Here is a 19,825-nt window from a genome sequence, read left to right on the forward strand (position 1 = left end):
ACGAAATCTACAGTTATATCGACGATTGCATTGCCGGATTAGCATGACAACGATTTTTATTTAAAAATGAAAAAGGACTGATTTTTTACTCAGTCCTTTTTAAATATTGGAGTGGAAATTGAGATGCCGTTCGGTGCTTTAGAGTCGATAAACATCGATGCTGATCGATTAAATGAGAAACATCGCGACTATCGTAGTCACTGCTAAACCAATGGATACCGGCAGCAGATTCCGGCGGGCAAGTTCAAAGGGACTGACGTTACATATTGCAGCGGCTGGTATCAGTGCCCATGGAATCAAGGTACCTCCGCCAACCCAAATCGCTGTTATTTGCCCGAGTGCAGTCAAGGTGGCGGTTCCGCTTCCGATTGCCGTGCCAAAAAGTTTGGCGACAGATCCCGCTAAAGAAATGCCTGAGAAGCCCGATCCATCCAAGCCAGTGATGGCACCGATGCCGGTTAATGTGACGGCAGCTATTTCTTTCGTTAAAGGAACGGAGACCGCTAAGGCGGCACCGAGATCATTGACGATGCCGAGTGACGTTTTTGGTAAGTAGTCACCGATGATCTGATTGAATCCAGAATCACCTAAATAGAAGAATGCAGCGATTGGGATGACGGGTCCGAATACTTTGAAGCCAAATTGAAAACCTTGAATCAAATAGGCCGTTGATTTTTCAAGTCCTTGTTGTTTATGTGCGACAAGGGATAAAATCAGCAAAATGAAAACGGCTGTACCGCCAACCAAGGCTGTTGCATCTCCGCCTTGCAACTTCAAAATCGACAATGCCACAACATCCAACAGAAAGGCGATCGGAATGAAAACGGCAAAAAACTTCTTTTGTCCCAGTGTGAGCAGATCTTCACTGATTGTTTGATCTTGGACGATTCCCTCATTATCCGCCGCCTTGATTCTTCCAAGCTTCATATCCCGCTTTAAAAGGATAAAGGCGGAGAGGGTGGTGACGACCCCCATTGTAATGACAAGGGGGATGCTTGCAGCGATGACATCACCGACTGGTATGGAAGCGGCATCACCCGTTAGTTTAGGGGCAGCCTGAATGATGAAATCCCCTGATAATGCTATTCCGTGACCAAAAAGGTTCATCGCCATCGCCACGCCGAGGGCAGGTAAACCAGCCCTTAATGCAACGGGAAGCAGAACAGCCCCAAGTAAGGCAACGGCAGGTGATGGCCAGAAAAACCAGGATATCACCATCATTACGATTCCAATTACCCAAAAGGCAAGTGTAGGGTTTTTAATGAATTTCGCAAACGGTGCAATCATGACATCATTAATGCCGGACTTCGTTAAAACCGTGCTCATGGCAACGATGATTGAAATGATTAAAATCGTGGACATTAATTCCGTGATTGCGAAAATGAAGCTGTTGAATATCCCACTTATGGAGGACGCTAAACTGCCTGTAGCCACTAAAGCCAAAAGGAAAATACCAATTATACAGATGAGGGTAGTATCACGACGTTTTACCATAAACCCGATTATCAATGCAATAAATACAACATAAATCCAATGGAGTGCCGTTAATTCCATCTCCATGATCCGTCCCCCTCATAAATGTGCCTAGTTACAGATTATGAGGGAGGTATGGGGTGGTGAGTTGTTTCAAAAATTTAACTGCTTATCTTCTTTATTTTCACTTTTGAGGTAAATAACAAGATCAAGAAGACTACATTATCAGAAAAAGTGATTCGAAATGAAGAAGGTACGCAACAACCTCATAAACGAATTGATAAAAGAAGGGGATTTTTGAAAAGGATAAAACTAAGTTATTTAGCTTTAGTACTTTCTAGAGCTTTTTTGTATTCATTATATTTTTCTTCAGGTAAATCTCCATTTAATTGAACTAAAATATTGTCTTTTTTTAGTGTCCAAGAAAAGAGTATTGCACTTTCCTTACCCATTTCATCATAATAGGCTTTTGTTTGTTGTAAATCCTCTTCATTATCAAAAGAAAATATCCTACCTCCGCAGTCCTCACACACAGAAGGTAATAAAACAATTTTTGCTTCTTCAGCTTTCATTGGGGCCAGTCCATAATCATCTTTAGTCATTTTTCGTGGTTCTTCAGCATCTAAACCTTCCTCTTGGAAAGTATTGATTACATCATCAACAGTGACCTCTTTCGGTTCTTGAGTAGATGACTTTTCGGGTTTTTCAGAACATGCAGCCAACCCCGTTGTAAATAATAAAGCTATCATAACGCTTAAATATTTTTTCAAACCTCTTCCTCCTTATATAAATCGTTGACCCTCACACGTTATAATTTAACTAATTTGAAAACTAAAATTAAAACTAATATAACACAAAAAAATCGTTTAATTTCCTTACTTATGAAGATATCGAATGAGAAGGGCGCCTTGTATTGATAATCAATGCAGCTAACCTTTAAAACCGTCCGTTTCTCTTTTTTCGGGATAAGAGGTCTCACCCCCCCATCTAGCTGAACTTATGAAAGAGGAATTTCACAAGTACTAGTATATATTGCAGTAACAAAAGGTAGTTTTTAACCTAAATCAATAGAAGTAGGGATAAAATGAAATCTAGGATTACATATGATAAAGAAGCAAAGTTAGCATATTTATATACTTTACCCTCATCAGTAAAGTATAAGATAGTGTCTACTATTGAATTAGAAGTAAATGAATATTTAGAGTTAGATATTGATGAAGAAGGTAGAATAGTAGGGATAGAGTTTTTTGGTCCAGTAACATCAAAGTTGTCTAAAATAGCTGGACGCAGGAAAATTTATAAGGAAAATGGAGAGGGATTTTCATTCCGCTTAACGGAAAAAGATATAAAAAGTAAGTTCAGCTTTAAAGGAATTGACTTTTGTTTCGCGGACAATGATTATCAAGAATTTGTGGGCTTTGATGTAGTTGATATAAAGAAGTACAATGAGGAATCTTTGAAATTCATTACAGAATAATTCTAAAAGACAATAAATATTGAGCTTAATACATTAATTTCACATGAAATTCTGATAGAAAAAGTTAAAAATGTTAATTAATAACTGGAAGTTTTGCTTCCAACTTCTTAGTATTTTGAGTCTGTTTATTTTATTGATTAGTTCTGTAAACTCATCAAAGATTTCAGGCAGAATCTGAAGAAGATTCTATTGTTGAATTAGAAGGATTAAGACCCGGAAAACAACGGGGAGCAGAACAGGACCAAGTGAATTGCTTCATAAATTAAAAGGTTTATCTTCTTTATTTTCAACAATACTTCAAGTATCCTTAATTTGAATAGCAACTACTGTAAATGAGGGATAAGCGGTGAAGCAAATATATAGTGATGTCATACAATTTCGGGGTACACATTATGAGTTTGGATACATGCAAGGGGAGGAATTAAAAGATTCTCTAACAGTAAAAAATCGTGAAGATCAGTGGAAGATTAGGCAGCCGCGGTTTACGGTTGAAGAAGAAGAGGTCAAGAAAGCAATTACACAATTCGCCCCTGGAGTTTGGGAAGAATTACTGGGGTTGCAAGAAGCGCTGAAATGGCCAATTGACCGCGTGCTGCAAGAATTCGGTGGATACCGATTGGATTATGTTCGGTCGGGCTGTTCCATCATGACAGGCGATGATTATCTCATTCGCAATTATGATTACCACCCAAAGACTTATGAAGGACGCTATGTCTTATTCCAGCCAACCGATCAAGGGTATTCAAGCATCGGCCCGAGTCAGCGAGGGACTGGTCGGATGGATGGAATGAATGAAAAAGGGTTGGTGATAGGCTATAACTTCATGAATCGCAAGAACCCTGGTGATGGTTTCATTTGTTGCATGATTGGCAGACTGATTGTTGAATCTTGTGCGAACGTTCAGGAAGCGGTCGCGATGTTGAAGGAGATCCCACATCGCCATTCGTTCACTTACGTCGTCTATGATAAAAGCGGTAGTACCTATATTGTAGAAACCTCTCCGAGAAATGTAGAGGTGCGCACCTCAAATGCCTGTACCAATCACTTTGAAATCATGAAAAATGAAAACCGTAACCATCTTATTGATTCGAAACGCCGATTGGAGATTATACAAGATCATGAAGGGAGACTTTCATCTGCCTACGATGCTTATAGGTTGTTTAATGATACCAACCAAGGAGTCTTCTCGGATTTATATAGCAGCTGGGCGGGAACGATTCATACATCCGCTTATTTACCTAAGGAGATGAAAGCTTGGATTGCATTGGGAGGGAACCAGGAGCCGACTTCAATAGATTTTGCAAAATGGCTCGATGGAAAAGATGTTGAGTTAGAACGAATCAAAGGTGTAATTGATACGGATATTCCATTCGTGCACATGGATGAGGGAGCGAATTGGTTTCGGAATTGAACGTATTTAAGTAAAGTTGAACCCTTTACGTTGTTAACAGGCCCAATCCATGGATTGGGCTTTTGCTGTTCTAATTTTAGGCAAAAGAATCCTGGTACTATTTATTAGTGGATCTTCCAGTAATATAATATGATAGAGTAACATATTTTGGATTGAGGACAAGAAGCTGGAAGTCTGCTTGTGTGCCGTAATTGTACAATGAATAAGGGGATGAGCGAATGTTTTCGACAGCTATTGGTTGGTTTCGGTTTATTACAATAATTGAGGGAATCTCATATGTTCTATTGCTTGCCATTGGTATGCCCATTAAGTACATATTGGATATTGGGGAAGCAACACTCATTTTAGGCAGCATTCATGGTTTCTTATTTGTCGTGTTTGGGCTTTTATTACTTTATGTGAGCATCATATCAAAATGGTCCTTTTTAAAAATGGCGATGATTTTCATCGTTTCATTCATCCCATTTGGGAATTTTGTAATCGATCGCAGGCTATTGAAGCAAAGTTAAGATAATGAACCATGCCCTGATACTTTTACTTTTGAAAAATCCATAATAAAAACGTCTTTCTATTTAAATGGAAGGCGTTTTTTTTATGGATTTAAGCTTGCTGTAAGGTTGGCACAAAGATGCTGTAAGAATGAGCATGTAAAGTATAAGTATCAACAATACTGAAGAGGTGAAACAAATGGAACCATTATTAAAAGTGGAAAATATTAAAAAAACGTATGGTAAATCAAGCGCTGCCTACACAGCGTTGGAAAATATATCTTTTGACATTCATGCAGGGGAGTTTGTAGGGATCATGGGACCTTCTGGAGCGGGGAAATCGACGTTGCTCAATATGTTAGCAACTATTGACTCGCCGACCGAAGGGGAAATTTTCATGAATGATACGAGCATTCACGATATGAAAGGGACTGACTTAACGGATTTCAGACGTGATAATCTTGGTTTCATCTTCCAGGATTACAATTTGCTAGACTCATTGACTGTGAAGGAAAATATATTATTACCACTGGCGATTGCGAAAATTCCAGCGAAAGAAATTACTAACTTGGTGAATCGTATTGCTAAAGCATTTGGGATTGAAGATTTATTAGCTAAATATCCATACCAAATCTCCGGTGGGCAAAAGCAAAGAACAGCTGCAGCCAGAGCGCTTGTGACAGAGCCTGCATTGATCCTGGCTGATGAGCCAACAGGTGCACTTGATTCAAAATCAGCAACAGGTCTGCTGGAAAGCTTAAGTGAACTAAATGAAAATAATAATTCCACCATCATGTTGGTGACACATGATGCATATGCCGCAAGCTTCTGCCGGCGGATCATCTTCATCAAGGATGGTACGCTTTCAACAGAAATTTATCGTCGTGGCCAATCACGTAAAGCTTTCTTCCAAGAAATTATGGATGTCCTTGCAACAATTGGAGGTGAGGTAGATGACGTTATTTAGTCTAGCGAGAAAAAATATTGCTAGAAACCTCTCCCAATATTTTTTATATATCGCATCCATGGTATTTAGCATTATCATCTACTTCACATTTGTAACATTAAAATATAGCGATACAGTTGCAGAACAAACGGCTTCATCACAGAAATTGGATTCATTAATGAGTGGTGCGGCAGTTATCCTGATTTTCTTCGTTGCCATTTTCATTGCCTATTCCAATTCATTTTTTATGAAAAAACGTAAAAAAGAAGTGGCCTTATATGCATTGCTTGGCGTACGTAATCGTCAGATTGGTATGATGCTCTTCTTTGAAAACCTATTGCTAGGTTTGGTTTCATTAGTTGTGGGGATTTTACTTGGATTTCTTTGTTCAAAAGGGTTCATGACGATTTTGATCTATTTAATGGGCTATGATGTCATAGCACCATTTACATTTTCGGGATCTGCAGCTTTGAACACCTCAATCGTATTTCTTATTATTTTCTTGGTGACATCATTCCAGGGCTATCGTTTGATTTATCAATTTAAATTAATAGATCTCTTCCATGCATCGAAAAAGGGGGAAGCTGCTCCGAAGCCATCGATGACTGTAGCCTTACTGGGAATTTTCCTGATTGTCATCGGTTATTGGTTGGCGATGCAAGATCTTTTTACTTCTAAAGTGTGGGAAAAAGTCGGCTTTTTAATGACGGCACTCATTATTTTGACAACTGTTATTGCCGGTACATTTTTATTGTTTCATAGTGTGACAGGCTTTGTGCTAGCTGTGATCAAGAAAAATGAAAAATGGCTATGGAAAGGCCTGCATCTGATGACGATCTCGCAACTGCTATATCGCATTCGGGGCAATGCACGTACATTGACCGTAATTGCGGTGTTAAGTGCTACAACGGTAACGGCTGGCGGTTCGGTTTATGGTCTTTATTACAACGCGAATGACCAAGTTATGACCGTTGATCCGAATACCTTCATGTATCAGCAAACGGATGCAAAAAGCGATCAACGAGTCAGCGCTGAATTGCCAGGTACAAAGTATGATGAAAATGTCGAAGCATTATCTGTCACATTTAATACGAAAGAATTAAACAAGGGATCGGCATTCGATAGCTCGGATAAAAGGATTTACACGGTTATCGATGAAAGAACATATAACAAATTAGCAGAAGTACAAGGCAAGGAAGCACTGCATGTGAGTAATGACAAAGCAGTCATTTTAGATATTGGATATGACAAAAGATTCTCACCTGAATACAAGGACAAGACCATCAGGACAGAAAACAACACGGCAATCACATTCCAAAGCTTTAAAACACAAACAGTATTAAATGCCGGAACAGCAGGCATTTCAGTGGTCGTATCGAATGATCAATTTAAATCATTGCAAAAAGAAGGGGAAGCGCTAAAATATCGTGTCATCGGTGTTGATCATGCTTCCGCGGATTTATCTCGAAAAATTGCAAAACAAGTACCTGAAGAAGCGCTATTTTCCAGTGCCCCTCAAGATTTCCAAACAAGCATCGAAAGTGTAGGCTCATTGCTCTTTATCGGAAGTTTTCTTGGTCTGGTTTTTTTAGCGGCAACAGGCAGTATCATTTACTTTAAAGTTCTAACGGAAGCAGAGGAAGATAAATCACAATACAATATGCTTCATAAATTGGGTGTTAACGCAAAAGAAATGCGGAAATCCATTGCATCACAAGTGTTTGTAATATTTTTCGTTCCACTGGCAGTGGGGTTATTACACAGTGCGGTTGCTTTAAAAGCCTTCTCGGGCTTATTGATGATGAATCTTGCAAAACCTGTGTTGATCTGGATGATCGCTTATACGGTTATTTACGGTCTGTATTATATCTTAACGGTAGCTTCCTATAATCGTATTATCACACAAAATAATAAAACAGAAGGATGATCGAGATGAAGAAATTTCTTATGGTAGTTGGCATTTTGTTTATACTGGGAGCGGCAGGAGTCTTCGCGCTTACTAAAATAGACTTTAACCGCATGAATGCCGATAATTATTATTTGCAAATTACTGAGGATGGGGTACAACATGAAACCAAACTGGATGATGGTTCAGTGATGACTTATTATTCTTATAAACTGGACGCCAAAAATGCAGATGGTGAAACGATACCGCTTGAATTCACGGCACAAAAAAATCTTCGAAAAGATGCTTACTTAAAGATGTACGTGAAAAATGGTGATGTTTCGTCATATGATGAAGTGAAATTTGAGGATATTCCAAAAAAGGCACAAACAAAATAAATAGGAAAGAAGGGCTGTCTGTAAGTTATGGACAGCCCTTTCTCTGTAAGAAAAATAATTATAAAAGTATCTTAATTGTGGTTCCCTTATTTTCAATGCTAGTCAAATCCAGTTTACCTTTATGAGCCAGAATAATGTCTCTTGCAATGGCCATTCCTAAACCGGTCCCATGTGTACTGGTAGTATTCGTACCCCGATAGTAGCGTTCAAAAACCTGTTCTAAATCTTTGGCGGGAATACCGCGGCCATTATCGGCAATCGTAATTTGGGTATGCAGTTCTGATTGTAGATGAATATCATCAATTTGTATTTTCAAAACGACATTTTCCTCGTTATGCACGAGTGCATTATAGATAAGGTTAAAAATCGCCCGTTTCAGTAATTTTTTATCCACTTTATGTATTGCTTTGTCCACATTTGCCACAAACTCAACCTGTTGATCACCAAATTGTGAATCATTTAAAAGCTCGATCGTCATTTCTCTTATAAACCCAACGATATCAACATCTTCAAATTGCAAAGGAAGTCGCTGGTTGCGCAAACGCATCGTTAAATTCAGGTCATCCAACAAATCTTTCATATAAACGGACTGTCTATTAATAATGGATGTAAACTCATACAATTCATGTGGTGTTAATTCAGTGGCGTTATCTTTCATCAATTCTGTATAACCATGGATGGAAGCAAGTGGTGTCTTCATGTCATGAGAAACATTGCTAATCCATTCCTCACGCATTTGGTCGAGTTGATTACGTTCTTTTTCATACTGATCCAATTTCACCGATAGTTCATTCATATTGCGAAATACATCTTCATAAACGCCTTTTGGTATGCCCATCTTTTTAAAGCGCCGCTCCCTAAGCTGCTGAATTCCTTCTATTAATATGTTAAGCGGACTCGTTAATCTTTTACCAAATAAGAATCCAATGACTAATGCAATAATGATATCCACGATTAAAAATATTACTAGTAAGATGTTAAAGTTTTTAAAAACTTTTTCATAATCATAAGTTATTACATAACGGCCAATTTTCTGTTCCTTAACTCCTACAAAATAGCTGAAATTATGGGCTTCGCCGACAAAAACAGTCGTCTCTGCATCAATTTCCTTATACTTATACATTTGGACGATTTCAACAGGAGAATATACGGTTTGCAATTTTTGAGGTGTATAAAAGGCTGCAACTTGCTCACCCTTATCATTCAAAAATTGTATCCAGGCGTTATTGTTCCGCAGTTTTTCCAGCCCTTCTTCATTTACGATTGGTTTGTTATCTATTAGTTCCACATATTGTGAAAATGTTCTGCTAAAGTTTTCTGCAGATACTTCTTCTGCCTCGAAATTATGCATGGCTCGATAAAAGAGGAGAGATAAAAGTAAAATTGTATTTACGATCCCTACGATTACAACAATTGTCACAACGGATCCTAAAAAGCGCCGTGTCAATTTCCACTTCATCTTGATTCACCCTTGGTTTGTAATTTATAACCAAGTCCTTTAACGGTTATTAAAAAAGAAGGCTTTGAAGGATCTGCCTCGATTTTTTCGCGTAAACGGCGAATATGTACCATCACTGTATTATCAGAGCCAAAGAAATCATCTCCCCAAACATGTTCAAATAAAGTTTCCTTGCTCAAAATCTGATTCGGGTGATGCATAAAACAGCTCATCAGTCCGATTTCTTTAGCTGTAAGCTCAAGAGTTTTGCCATCCTTTTTCACTTCATTTTCATTTGCACTAAGCTCAAAAGGACCAACTTGAAATTTTTTCGGAGTCGCTTTTTCCTCTGAAAAGCCCGCACGTCTCAGCTGCGCCTTTACTCGATATGCCACTTCTTTCGGACTGAATGGTTTGGTAATATAATCATCCCCGCCAATCGCTAACCCTAAAAGCTTATCAATTTCCTCATCCTTTGCCGACAAAAATAAAATGGGCACATTCGACACTTCACGAATTTGCTTGCATAAATCATAGCCTTCACCATCTGGCAGCATAATATCTAGCAAGACTAGTGATGGATCGAACTTCTGAAACTTCTCCCACCCATCAGCAATCGTCCCCGCCGTAACAATATTCGGAATACCTTCTTTATGTAAAACTGTCTCCATTAGACGTGCCAAATCTTCTTCATCGTCAATTATTAAAATCCACTGATCATTAGACATTCTTCTACCTCCCAAACATCAATCATACCCTACAGTATAGAGTACCCCTTAAGAAAAAATAAGGGGAGGAAAAGATTTTTAATGAACTCATTCCATTATTTTCACGAAACAGAGTGGGAAAGACGAAAGTACCATCACATGAAAAATTACTGTAGAGATCCGGATTCTGATGCCTGGTTCTTATTTTGTTAAGGGAGTTTCCGAAAGAAGATCGTGCTTCATGCTGATTTGGTAAAGGTTGTATGATAAACTGTTTAAAGTATTGTTAGGAATATTATGCTAAGTTATATGATTAAGGAATTCGTTGCTGTTCTTTTGACCAAATCTTTCTATAAAAAGTATGTAGCGAATGTGGAAGAATAAAAGGAGAAAGATATAATGGAAACAAAAAAGGTGTTACCCGTTCTTTTTTTAGTGATGTTTTTAGTCATGGTCGGGTTTGGGATCATCATTCCCGTCATCCCGTTCCTTGCTGAAAAGGTTGGTGGCAGTCCTACAGAGCTTGGTCTTTTAATGGCTGTTTATTCACTGATGCAATTATTTTTTGCCCCGATGTGGGGACGTATATCTGACCGGATAGGACGTAAGCCTGTCATGATTATCGGGATTGCTGGACTGGCCCTTTCGTTTTTCATCCAGGCTTCGGCAGATTCCTTGTGGGTATTATTTGTAGCCAGAATCATTGGTGGGATTTTGTCATCGGCAAACATGCCAACCGCAATGGCGTATGTTGCTGATATCACGACACCGGAAGATCGGGGAAAAGGGATGGGAATTATCGGGGCCGCTACAGGGCTTGGATTCATCTTTGGACCTGCGATTGGCGGGGTATTCTCCAAATCAAGTTTGAATTTACCGTTTTACATTGCTGGAATTTCCTCTTTGATTACTTTATTCTTAGTGATTGCGATACTGAAGGAATCACATACAGTTGAAAAGAGGGCCCATCAGTCAAAAAATAAAGAGTCGATGTGGAAAGCCTTTAAAGGGCCTCTTAAAACCATGTTCTTTCTGCAATTGATCGTCACTCTTTCAATGGCAGGACTCGAAACAACTTTTGCCTATTTTGCAGCCAAAAAGGCTGATATAAGTCTTGTACAATTAGGCTATATCTTTATGATCATGGGGTTTGGCAGTGCGATCGTTCAAGGTGGATTAGTGGGTAGGATGACGAAAAAATATGGGGAAGGCGCTGTCATCAGAATGGGAATCATCGTATCGGCAGTCGGTTTCATACTGATCCTGTTTTCTTCCGGTTTTTGGACATCGGCGGTCTTCCTGACGATTTTCGGAGTGGGTAATGGGTTCATCCGGCCGGCAATTTCGGCACTGCTGACCAAAAGTTCAATGACAGGCCATGGCAGTGTCACTGGACTGCTATCTTCATTCGACTCGTTCGGCAGGATTGCAGGTCCTCCGATAGGCGGTTGGTTATTTTCGATTTCGATTGATTTACCATTTATATCGGGCGCGATCCTTTCCGTTTTTGCTTTGATTCTTTTTCAGTTATACCATGTAAGGACACAGACAAGACAGGTCCAAGCATCTCATTAATTTAATGATGGGCAAAAACCCCCATTTCTATAAAAATGGGGGGCCGCGAGCGGTGCTTGAATAGCACCGTTTTTTATTGAATCATATTGAGGAATTTACGTGTACGCGCTTCTTTAGGGTTTGTAAAAATCTGCTCGGGTTTTCCCCGCTCCATTATTTTTCCTTCATCCATGAAAATGACTTCGTCGGCGACTTCACGGGCGAAACGCATTTCATGGGTTACCACGATCATTGTCATCCCTTCTTCTTTCGCCAGGTCTTTCATGACCTGTAACACATCTCCAACCAGTTCTGGATCTAAAGCGGAAGTGGGTTCATCGAATAGCATGACCTTAGGCTCCATGGCCAGGGCCCTTGCAATTCCGACTCGTTGCTGCTGTCCGCCGGACAATTGAAACGGATAAAAATCGATTTTTTCACCTAAGCCCACTTTTGTAAGAAGGGCAGCAGCCGTTTCTTTCGCTTGATGTTTGGCTATGTTTTTTACAATGATGGGGCCTTCCATTACATTTTCCAATGCTGTTTTGTGGGGGAAGAGGTTATAGCTCTGGAAAACCATCCCTGTCAAACTGCGAAAAGATGTAATCGATTTTTTTCTAACGGGTTTTTTGAAGTCCATTACCGTTTCATCGATTTCAATCGTCCCGTCTGTTGGCACCTCAAGGAGATTCAAACACCGAAGAAAGGTTGTTTTGCCTGAACCCGAAGGACCGATCAATACAATGACTTTACCTTGCTCCACTTCCAAATCGATGCCCTTTAAAACTTCAAGGTCACCAAACGATTTATGAAGATTCTTAATGTTGATCATTTTAAAATCTCCTTTAACTACTGCGGTTCTTATTTTGCTACATAACGATTAAGTCTGTCTTCTAAACTTCCTTGTATGAAAGATAAAATGGTACACAAAATCCAATATAAAGCAGCCGCTTCCATGTAAAGTAGTAGAAATTCATAGTTTTTTGCAGCGATCTCTTGAGCTTTACGGAATAATTCCGTTACAAGAATGAGTGATGCAAGCGATGTATCTTTTAAAAGGCTAATGAACGTGTTGGATAATGGGGGAACGGATACACGCGCTGCTTGCGGCAAGACGATCCGCTTTAAAGCTTGGGTATATGACATCCCGATCGAATAGCCCGCTTCCCATTGCCCTTTAGGTATGGATAAAATGGCAGCTCTTATAATCTCCGAAGCGTATGCTCCAACACTTAGTGTGAATCCGATTATAGCCGATATAAAAGGACTGATGGTTACACCTAAATTTGGAAGACCATAGAAAATGATAAATAATTGCACAAGTAAAGGTGTCCCGCGGATGATTGACACATATACTCGCGCAATTATTTGAAAGATCCTAATGGAAGATAATCTAGCCAATGCTGTGAGTACAGCGAGAATAAGGCCGAGAACAAATGAAATTAGCGTTAGTGGAATCGTATATTGAATAGCTCCCTCTATCATCGGATAGAGGGAGGTTTGAGCGATGGAAACAAGTTGGTCCATACGCTCGGGGTCGGTGAAAATATTACTTAGGAGAAACATCTTCACCGAACCATTTATCCGAAATTTTTGCGTACGTGCCGTCGTCTTTCATTGCTTTTAATGCTTTGTTTACTTCTTCCACTAATTTGCCGCTGTCTTTTCTGAACATTAAGCCACTTGCAACTCCGCTTTCTTCCTCATCAGCGACTTTAATAGGTGCATCCGGATGTTGCTTTTTATAATCAAGGTACGACAATTTGTCATTGATCGTCGCATCTACACGTTTAGAACCAATAAGCTGTACAGATTGAGAAAATCCTTCAATACCGGTAACTTCAGCACCATGTGATTTGGCTAGATCATTGTAGTTACTCGTTAAAGATTGTGCAGAGGTCTTACCTTTCAAATCATCGAAGGATTTAATATCCGAATTATCTTTGTGTACAAGCAATACAGCTCCTGATTGAATATATGGGTCAGAGAAATCATATTTCTTTTGACGGTCTTCATCGATGCCAACTTGGTTTGCGATCATATCAAAACGTTTTGCATCCAATCCTGCAAACATGCCGTCCCATTGTGTTTCCTTGAATTCAGCTTTCACTCCAAGGCGTTTTGCCACTTCTTTAGCAATTTCGACATCAAACCCAGTTAGTTTATCTGAATCATCGTGGAATGTGAAAGGAGGGTATGTACCTTCTGTTCCAACAGTTAATACGCCGTCTTTTTTGACTTTATCATATAGATTTTCTTGTGAAGAAGATTTATTGTCGGTATCGTTTGCCTCATTTTTTGTATTCGTACCACAAGCGGTAAGTACAACCGTGAAAGCTAACAATAGCGATAAAAGTGCAACCATTTTTTTCATTTGGGTAAACCTCCTAGTAATCTGATAGGGATTGATACTCTGTGATACTATACAAGAAAAGGAAAAAAGTCAATGAAAATAACTTATATGATTAGTGTTAATGAAACTTGGTGAATTATACGGATTTTTCACTCATTGAAATGAAATAATACTAAAACAAAGGTGTATCGTTATCCGAGGAAGGATTTTAAAGAAAGGGAAGGGATCATTAAGAATCTAAGGGAAAAAAAGCCCCTCATCCACGTCGATTATTATCTAAGTGGATGAGGGGGCTTATTTGGAACATACAGAACTATTGCAGAATTTTATTTAACTTAGTGTTTATCATGATTTCAATCCTCTACGCTGACGAAAATAGGGTTCGAATAGAACCAAAGGTCTTTATAGTTACGTTTGTTTATTTCTGAAAAACGCGTTTCGTTATCCTCGATTTCAGTCTTTGTATCGATCAGCGGTTCACCGTTTATCGTTTCTCCAGAGACATTTTCCCCTAGATTCGTGCCACGCAAACGGAAATATTGATCCTTATTTGCTTTGACTTTGTAAGTGATGGTATGAAAACCATCGCGATCGGTTTTCCAGTCTTTATTTGTAAAGCGTTTAACTACTTTTGTCGTATCATTGGTGGCTTTATTATAAGCAGGTGTTCCAGGCACTGCTTTCCCGGTTACTTCCCCGGAAATTAGGTCCACGTGATCCACCTTGACGGGATCCCCGTTGTTGTTCTTTTGGGGGCTCTTGAATCGGATGGTGATCTTGACCTTCTGTCCTTCCTTCACTTTAAGGTCCCCGCCCATATCAACCTTGTTGTTTCCGTTTTTAGCTTGGAAATCAAGGGCATCTATCAAGTCACCAAAAACGGAGAAGGATTTCCCTGAACGCATGCCATCAAGGACGGATTTTATTGATGAGCCATTTACCCATGTATAATTCTTGGAATATTCTCCTGGCCAGTAACCGCTGGAGTATAAGCGGTTTTCACTGATTTCAAAATGGGAGTCCGAATTGGAAAAATTCCAGAACTTACGACCTTCCCCAAGAAGCGCATCCCATGCGCCTCCTACCTTAGCAAGCATGTAATCCGAACCGCCGTAGGTCCGGTTTTCCGGTGTTGTCAGATTTAAACCGCCTCTATCTGGCTCCATCTGGTTACCCGGCATACCTTCAAACCCGAACATGACATCCGGGGCGATATTGTTGAAGTCGCGAAAATCAGATATGTTGTACACCCTTTTTCTTGATGGGTGGTTCAATATGGCATAACTTGTATTCTTATAATTTTTCTCAAGCCATGCCAATGCTGTTCGAGCATCCTCGGATGTCTTATTGGCTCTTTGATCCTGTGTTTTCCAGACAGCTACATCCTTAGGATCAAACATCTTTTCATCTTGGTTGGTGAACAGATATTCGAACTGATTGCCAGCCTTCAGACTTTTAGGTGAGCCCGGCTGATCTCCCAAAATGCCTATGCCGACATGCTCGTATGTGGGCATGTCCCATTCGAAGCCTGAAAAGATGACTTTATTTTTAAATTTGCCCTCTTTTTGCAGTTGTTCTATTTTCGGAACTTGATATTGAATGATTCCCTGAGACAGCGGTATCGGCCCGCCTGGAATTAAATGTCCCTCATCATCCCTTGAAGACAATCTCAAATGGTCGGAAATTCCCATCCAATCCATTCCATACTTATCAAATGCGTTATTTAGCAAGCTTTCAAGGCTCTGTGATCCTTCGGTATCATCGGACTGAGTGGTATGGGCATGATATTCCCCCTTCATCCATCTGCCTCCCGGATTTTTCTGATTGTCTTCTGCATCTTTTGCAGCAACTGCGACCGGAAGTCCCTGAAAAAGGATGGCTATGCTTAGAACCGATACTGTGAAAGTCCTGAACTTATTAATCATCTTACCTACACCCTCCATATATTGAAATAATGTTGAACAAGCTAATTTTATTGTAAAAATATTAAGAATCCGTTTGGGGTGAGTATGTTTTATGTAAATGAAATGACCGGTTTGCTTCCATTATATGTTTTGGGACGGTGACAGCGGTTTGGAAGCTGAAAGGGAAAGAAGGGGGAGGGGCTGAAACAAAAAAGGTTGCAGAGAAAATTTTCTTTCTCTACAACCTGCGGCGACTATTCTGCCGTAAATATTATTTAGCTTCGAGTAGATTGATATGATCTACAGTTTGATTTTCGCCGACAATGAATTGCAGTTCATAATTCCCTGTCTTGTAAATGTAGTTGATTTCATTCGTACTGGAAATATGGCGTATTTCGTCAGCACTGCCGAGTTGTTTCCCTAAAACTTTAGGTGTGATGCTTCCCAGATTATGGTCCCGTTCTACATTTGTCCCAAAATATCGGATTTGTGAGATGGTCTTGTCATCGTTATAGGCAAATGCAAATCCTGGATGCCCCATTTCTGCATGGTAATAGTCAAAAGTTTCATCTGTGTTACCTGGTTCAGGGGGGGAACCAAATGTCTCATATACTTCTTTTTGTGTGTTTTCATTAATTTTTAAACCCATGGCAGTATAAGGCATTTCTCCTGAAATAGCTTTGTTGTATATTTCAGATAAGGTGGTAAGAGCGGGTTCCTTAGCTATTCCAGAAGCGGAATCCAATGTAGATGCAGCTTCAACCGGCTCTGTTGAAAACGGTGCACCTGCCCCTAAAAGAGAACCTACGGGAAAAGCGCGTCCAGGGGGAGACCCCGAAGGCCCAAAGGCGCCGCGGGCGGACCGCCCGCGGAAAGCGAGTGCCTGTAGCGGAAATCAACGTCCAAATTGTACAAGTAATAAAAAAACTGTAGGCAAACTCGATTTTCATCGAGTTTGCCTACAGTCTGGGTGCTACACCATGAATGAAACACCCTTTGAAAATGAAGTGATTAATCCCAAACGTTAATTCTAGGAACTCCAGCAGTTCTTAAGTAGTCTAATAATTGACCAGTATGTACAGACTCATGATAAGCGATTCTTAGCAACATGTCTCCTAAATCCCTGATATATCCCATATTTGAGCGATCAATTTTAATATTGGATAAGTCTTCTTCGCTGAAGGATATGATCGTTTCCAAAAAATCACGCCTGTAAGGTTCGGCAAAGTTTAATTCCGCTTCAACAGAGATGAGTGGCTGTTTTTCAAATGGTGATTCATAAACTGGTAAGCTACCTTGATTTTTAATAGATAAATGATAGTAATGCTCACTATCAAGGACATGTCTAACCATTTCTAAACAGCTCATTGCCTTGTCGTCTGGTTTCCAATGGAGTGTGCCTTTAGGTATTGAAGTCCATAGTTTAATGTTTCTTCTTCTAACCTCTTCCAGATTTAAGATGATTAGTTCTATCGATTTCATGATTTTCTCCCCTTTTAGCAGGTATACACACACTATAGCATGATTGAATGCTGAAAATATGGAATACTTTTGAAAATACAGAAAATTCAATGATTAATTTGAGGTAGTGAATTTATTGCGTATTCCTACTATTATTTATACAGCTCCTGCCAAAAGAGAGTACAGGGAAAATGCCTATGAATACGTGCAGAATTTACAGGCGATTTCATTCCCTGGTTTGTATGAAGGAACACATGATTCATATATCCGTATAAACCTAATATCCCTTATTAGTATTAGTATCAGACCGAGAATTCCAGTTATTGAAGGGTAAAATAAAATGTATTTTAATCGATCTTTCTTCTTACTTTACGCTATAAGCGCTAGGAGACCCTCTTTAAATCAGTGATTGAATTAGAATGTCATCATGATAAATTAAAATCGGTTTAAAACCAAGCGCTCTAAACTTTTGCAATGCTTCAGGGTTATTTTTGTTCACGAAACCGGACACTACAAGGATTCCTTTTTTTCTCACATATGCTACTAATTCTGGTAAAAGGGATTGCAGAACTCCCTTTCCTCTATATTTCTTGTCAAGGACTACATAATTAATATGAGCCACTTTATATAAATAAAGATTATAACAAAGAAACCCCACTACTTTACCTTTATCATTACAAATCACAAGTACCTTGTGTGACTTTTGCAGAATTTCATTCACTTTATCGGACGAAACCCGAAAATTTTTTACCGTAATATCCGTTAATTTCTTTATATCCTTTTTAGGTTTCCAGTCTCGAAAAAAATACATCATAACTTCTCCTTTATCTCTATTAGATATAACAGTTATTCACTAGAAATATATAGCTGGTACATGTAAATACATAACCAAATTCAGAAAACAGGATACAACACGGAATCCCTTTAGATTAGTCCAAAGGGATTCCATGTTAATCTCAAAAAAGCAACCTTCTAATTTTCAAATTCTTTGACAGAAGTGGGTTTCTTGATGGAAGTAGGTTCCTTAATTGAAGTACCTCTATTATTGGCTAATAAATTTTCTAAGACTCTTCTCAAGGCTGACCTAAGGCTGCTATTTCCACTTCCGGAATTGCCATTACTTGAACCACCATTACTAGAACTAACAGTTCTTCTTAGTCTTTTGTTTGACACTGACACTGAAATCATCCCCTTTGTTTTATAAATTTCCACATTACTAATTTATGTGTAATTTTCCCTTTTGCTTGGACAAGTTCACCAATTGTTGCACAGCGGTAGGAGTTGCTACTATTTAATGTAATAATATGGTATAATCCATGTGAATTACTTCACATAAAAAGCACTAGTTATTTATTCGTACTATTAACTCATAAAAGAAAGTGGGTTGGTTATATGCTGAAGAAAGTGGTTTTAGCTGGCGGGACTGGTTTTGTCGGTCAATACTTTGAAAAACATTTCAGGAATTTGGGGTATGAGGTAAGGATCATCTCCAGGCAAACCCCGCATACTGGCTGGGAAGATAAAGAAGGAATAAGGGAAACGATCGATAATTCGGATATGTTAATCAACCTAGCAGGAAAAACGGTCAATTGCCGCTACAATGCCAAGAATAAGAAAGAAATATTGGATTCACGAACTGATACGACTGAAGTGCTAGGTAAGGCGATTGAACAATGTGAAAATCCTCCTTCCTTATGGATAAACTCAAGTACGGCAACGATATACAGGCATGCTGAAGATAAACCAATGACGGAGGAGGATGGTGTAATCGGTTCAGGCTTTTCCGTTGATGTTGCGAAAGCGTGGGAGCGCTCATTTTTCGATTTCCGATTACCCAAGACGAGACAAATTGCTTTACGGATCGCCATTGTATTGGGAGAAGGGGGCGTGATGACCCCATATAGGAATTTGGTTAAATTCGGACTGGGAGGCCATCAAGGATCAGGAAATCAGAAATTCAGTTGGATACATATAGAAGATTTATTTAACATTGTCCTTTTTCTGAGAAAGAATCAGGAGTTGAGCGGGGTGTTCAATTGTTCATCGCCACATCCAGTTACAAATCGTGAATTGATGGCTCATTTGAGAAAGCTCATGAATATTAGGATAGGACTTCCCTGTCCAACACCCATGCTTGAAATGGGGGCTTTCTTTATGGGGACTGAAACGGAATTGATATTAAAAAGCCGTTGGGTCATACCTGAGAGATTGGAAAAGGCGGGGTATGCATTTAAATTCCATCATCTTGAAGACGCTCTGGAACAGATACTGATAAATTCTTAAAATACTCGAGATTGATTGCTATAATGATAGATAGAAAATCATTAATG

At 39.3% G+C, this 19,825-nt stretch carries 19 protein-coding genes; 8 read left to right on the plus strand and 11 right to left on the minus strand.

The window, feature by feature from the left end; all coding sequences use genetic code 11:
- Positions 1 to 168: 168 nt before the first annotated feature.
- Together NYE63_RS03555 and NYE63_RS03560 are read right to left on the minus strand one after the other, a co-directional pair.
- Positions 169 to 1,560, minus strand: coding sequence for a hypothetical protein (locus NYE63_RS03555; RefSeq protein WP_342604099.1), 1,392 nt, complete (start codon positions 1,558 to 1,560; stop codon positions 169 to 171).
- Positions 1,561 to 1,790: 230 nt separating this feature from the next.
- Positions 1,791 to 2,243 carry a hypothetical protein gene (locus NYE63_RS03560; protein ID WP_342604100.1) on the minus strand — a complete coding sequence of 151 codons (453 nt, stop codon included), beginning with the start codon at positions 2,241 to 2,243 and terminating at the stop codon, positions 1,791 to 1,793.
- A 314-nt stretch (positions 2,244 to 2,557) separates the two neighbouring features.
- On the opposite strand from NYE63_RS03560, the gene NYE63_RS03565 reads away from it, so the two are divergent.
- The 6 genes from NYE63_RS03565 to NYE63_RS03590 all read left to right on the plus strand — a co-directional run bounded on the left by NYE63_RS03565 (position 2,558) and on the right by NYE63_RS03590 (position 8,078).
- Positions 2,558 to 2,950, plus strand: coding sequence for a DUF2283 domain-containing protein (locus tag NYE63_RS03565; RefSeq protein ID WP_342604101.1), 393 nt, complete (start codon positions 2,558 to 2,560; stop codon positions 2,948 to 2,950).
- Positions 2,951 to 3,296: 346 nt separating this feature from the next.
- Complete coding sequence (locus tag NYE63_RS03570) at positions 3,297 to 4,361, plus strand: C45 family peptidase (RefSeq protein ID WP_342604102.1); 1,065 nt, start codon at positions 3,297 to 3,299, stop codon at positions 4,359 to 4,361.
- Positions 4,362 to 4,579: 218 nt separating this feature from the next.
- Entirely contained in the window at positions 4,580 to 4,870 is a 291-nt protein-coding gene (locus NYE63_RS03575; RefSeq protein WP_034305497.1) for a DUF3817 domain-containing protein, read from the plus strand.
- A 178-nt stretch (positions 4,871 to 5,048) separates the two neighbouring features.
- Positions 5,049 to 5,816, plus strand: coding sequence for an ABC transporter ATP-binding protein (locus NYE63_RS03580; protein ID WP_342604103.1), 768 nt, complete (start codon positions 5,049 to 5,051; stop codon positions 5,814 to 5,816).
- Positions 5,803 to 7,722 carry an ABC transporter permease gene (locus NYE63_RS03585; RefSeq protein ID WP_342604104.1) on the plus strand — a complete coding sequence of 640 codons (1,920 nt, stop codon included), beginning with the start codon at positions 5,803 to 5,805 and terminating at the stop codon, positions 7,720 to 7,722. The genes NYE63_RS03580 and NYE63_RS03585 overlap by 14 nt, the downstream gene beginning before the upstream one ends.
- Before the next feature lie 5 nt (positions 7,723 to 7,727).
- Entirely contained in the window at positions 7,728 to 8,078 is a 351-nt protein-coding gene (locus NYE63_RS03590; RefSeq protein ID WP_342604105.1) for a YxeA family protein, read from the plus strand.
- Positions 8,079 to 8,136: 58 nt separating this feature from the next.
- On the opposite strand, the gene NYE63_RS03595 is transcribed toward NYE63_RS03590, so the two are convergent.
- Entirely contained in the window at positions 8,137 to 9,537 is a 1,401-nt protein-coding gene (locus NYE63_RS03595) for a HAMP domain-containing sensor histidine kinase (RefSeq protein ID WP_342604106.1), read from the minus strand.
- Positions 9,534 to 10,244 (minus strand): response regulator transcription factor, encoded by a 711-nt coding sequence (locus tag NYE63_RS03600; protein WP_342604107.1) that lies wholly within the window; start codon positions 10,242 to 10,244, stop codon positions 9,534 to 9,536. The genes NYE63_RS03595 and NYE63_RS03600 overlap by 4 nt, the downstream gene beginning before the upstream one ends.
- A 378-nt stretch (positions 10,245 to 10,622) precedes the next feature.
- Between NYE63_RS03600 and NYE63_RS03605 the strand changes: the two genes are divergently transcribed.
- Entirely contained in the window at positions 10,623 to 11,798 is a 1,176-nt protein-coding gene (locus tag NYE63_RS03605; protein ID WP_342604108.1) for an MFS transporter, read from the plus strand.
- Positions 11,799 to 11,871: 73 nt separating this feature from the next.
- On the opposite strand, the gene NYE63_RS03610 is transcribed toward NYE63_RS03605, so the two are convergent.
- The 7 genes from NYE63_RS03610 to NYE63_RS03640 form a co-directional block, all read right to left on the minus strand.
- Complete coding sequence (locus NYE63_RS03610; protein ID WP_144527957.1) at positions 11,872 to 12,609, minus strand: amino acid ABC transporter ATP-binding protein; 738 nt, start codon at positions 12,607 to 12,609, stop codon at positions 11,872 to 11,874.
- Between the two features lie 29 nt (positions 12,610 to 12,638).
- Positions 12,639 to 13,343: an amino acid ABC transporter permease gene (locus NYE63_RS03615; RefSeq protein ID WP_342605671.1), complete on the minus strand. Its 705-nt coding sequence runs from the start codon at positions 13,341 to 13,343 to the stop codon at positions 12,639 to 12,641.
- Entirely contained in the window at positions 13,327 to 14,151 is an 825-nt protein-coding gene (locus tag NYE63_RS03620; protein ID WP_342604109.1) for an amino acid ABC transporter substrate-binding protein, read from the minus strand. Before NYE63_RS03620 ends, NYE63_RS03615 begins: the two co-directional genes overlap by 17 nt.
- Before the next feature lie 332 nt (positions 14,152 to 14,483).
- A complete protein-coding gene (locus tag NYE63_RS03625) occupies positions 14,484 to 16,055 on the minus strand; it encodes an S-layer protein (RefSeq protein WP_342604110.1) in 1,572 nt (523 codons plus the stop codon).
- Between the two features lie 250 nt (positions 16,056 to 16,305).
- Positions 16,306 to 16,779 (minus strand): YjgB family protein, encoded by a 474-nt coding sequence (locus NYE63_RS03630; RefSeq protein WP_342604111.1) that lies wholly within the window; start codon positions 16,777 to 16,779, stop codon positions 16,306 to 16,308.
- 266 nt (positions 16,780 to 17,045) lie between these two features.
- Positions 17,046 to 17,516 carry a DinB family protein gene (locus NYE63_RS03635; RefSeq protein WP_342604112.1) on the minus strand — a complete coding sequence of 157 codons (471 nt, stop codon included), beginning with the start codon at positions 17,514 to 17,516 and terminating at the stop codon, positions 17,046 to 17,048.
- A gap of 376 nt (positions 17,517 to 17,892) precedes the next feature.
- Complete coding sequence (locus tag NYE63_RS03640; protein WP_342604113.1) at positions 17,893 to 18,306, minus strand: GNAT family N-acetyltransferase; 414 nt, start codon at positions 18,304 to 18,306, stop codon at positions 17,893 to 17,895.
- 581 nt (positions 18,307 to 18,887) lie between these two features.
- On the opposite strand from NYE63_RS03640, the gene NYE63_RS03645 reads away from it, so the two are divergent.
- Positions 18,888 to 19,778 (plus strand): TIGR01777 family oxidoreductase, encoded by an 891-nt coding sequence (locus NYE63_RS03645; protein WP_342604114.1) that lies wholly within the window; start codon positions 18,888 to 18,890, stop codon positions 19,776 to 19,778.
- The last annotated feature ends 47 nt before the right edge of the window (positions 19,779 to 19,825 follow it).

It is taken from the genome of Peribacillus sp. FSL E2-0159 (assembly GCF_038643155.1).
Classification (GTDB): Bacteria; Bacillota; Bacilli; order Bacillales; family DSM-1321; genus Peribacillus; species Peribacillus simplex.

Coding starts and splice junctions, on each gene's coding strand:
- NYE63_RS03555 (WP_342604099.1), bottom strand. CDS start 1,560: ATGGAGATGGAATTAACGGCACTCCATTGGATTTATGTTGTATTTATT.
- NYE63_RS03565 (WP_342604101.1), top strand. CDS start 2,558: ATGAAATCTAGGATTACATATGATAAAGAAGCAAAGTTAGCATATTTA.
- NYE63_RS03575 (WP_034305497.1), top strand. CDS start 4,580: ATGTTTTCGACAGCTATTGGTTGGTTTCGGTTTATTACAATAATTGAG.
- NYE63_RS03580 (WP_342604103.1), top strand. CDS start 5,049: ATGGAACCATTATTAAAAGTGGAAAATATTAAAAAAACGTATGGTAAA.
- NYE63_RS03585 (WP_342604104.1), top strand. CDS start 5,803: ATGACGTTATTTAGTCTAGCGAGAAAAAATATTGCTAGAAACCTCTCC.
- NYE63_RS03590 (WP_342604105.1), top strand. CDS start 7,728: ATGAAGAAATTTCTTATGGTAGTTGGCATTTTGTTTATACTGGGAGCG.
- NYE63_RS03595 (WP_342604106.1), bottom strand. CDS start 9,537: ATGAAGTGGAAATTGACACGGCGCTTTTTAGGATCCGTTGTGACAATT.
- NYE63_RS03600 (WP_342604107.1), bottom strand. CDS start 10,244: ATGTCTAATGATCAGTGGATTTTAATAATTGACGATGAAGAAGATTTG.
- NYE63_RS03605 (WP_342604108.1), top strand. CDS start 10,623: ATGGAAACAAAAAAGGTGTTACCCGTTCTTTTTTTAGTGATGTTTTTA.
- NYE63_RS03610 (WP_144527957.1), bottom strand. CDS start 12,609: ATGATCAACATTAAGAATCTTCATAAATCGTTTGGTGACCTTGAAGTT.
- NYE63_RS03615 (WP_342605671.1), bottom strand. CDS start 13,343: ATGTTTCTCCTAAGTAATATTTTCACCGACCCCGAGCGTATGGACCAA.
- NYE63_RS03620 (WP_342604109.1), bottom strand. CDS start 14,151: ATGAAAAAAATGGTTGCACTTTTATCGCTATTGTTAGCTTTCACGGTT.
- NYE63_RS03625 (WP_342604110.1), bottom strand. CDS start 16,055: ATGATTAATAAGTTCAGGACTTTCACAGTATCGGTTCTAAGCATAGCC.
- NYE63_RS03635 (WP_342604112.1), bottom strand. CDS start 17,516: ATGAAATCGATAGAACTAATCATCTTAAATCTGGAAGAGGTTAGAAGA.
- NYE63_RS03640 (WP_342604113.1), bottom strand. CDS start 18,306: ATGTATTTTTTTCGAGACTGGAAACCTAAAAAGGATATAAAGAAATTA.
- NYE63_RS03645 (WP_342604114.1), top strand. CDS start 18,888: ATGCTGAAGAAAGTGGTTTTAGCTGGCGGGACTGGTTTTGTCGGTCAA.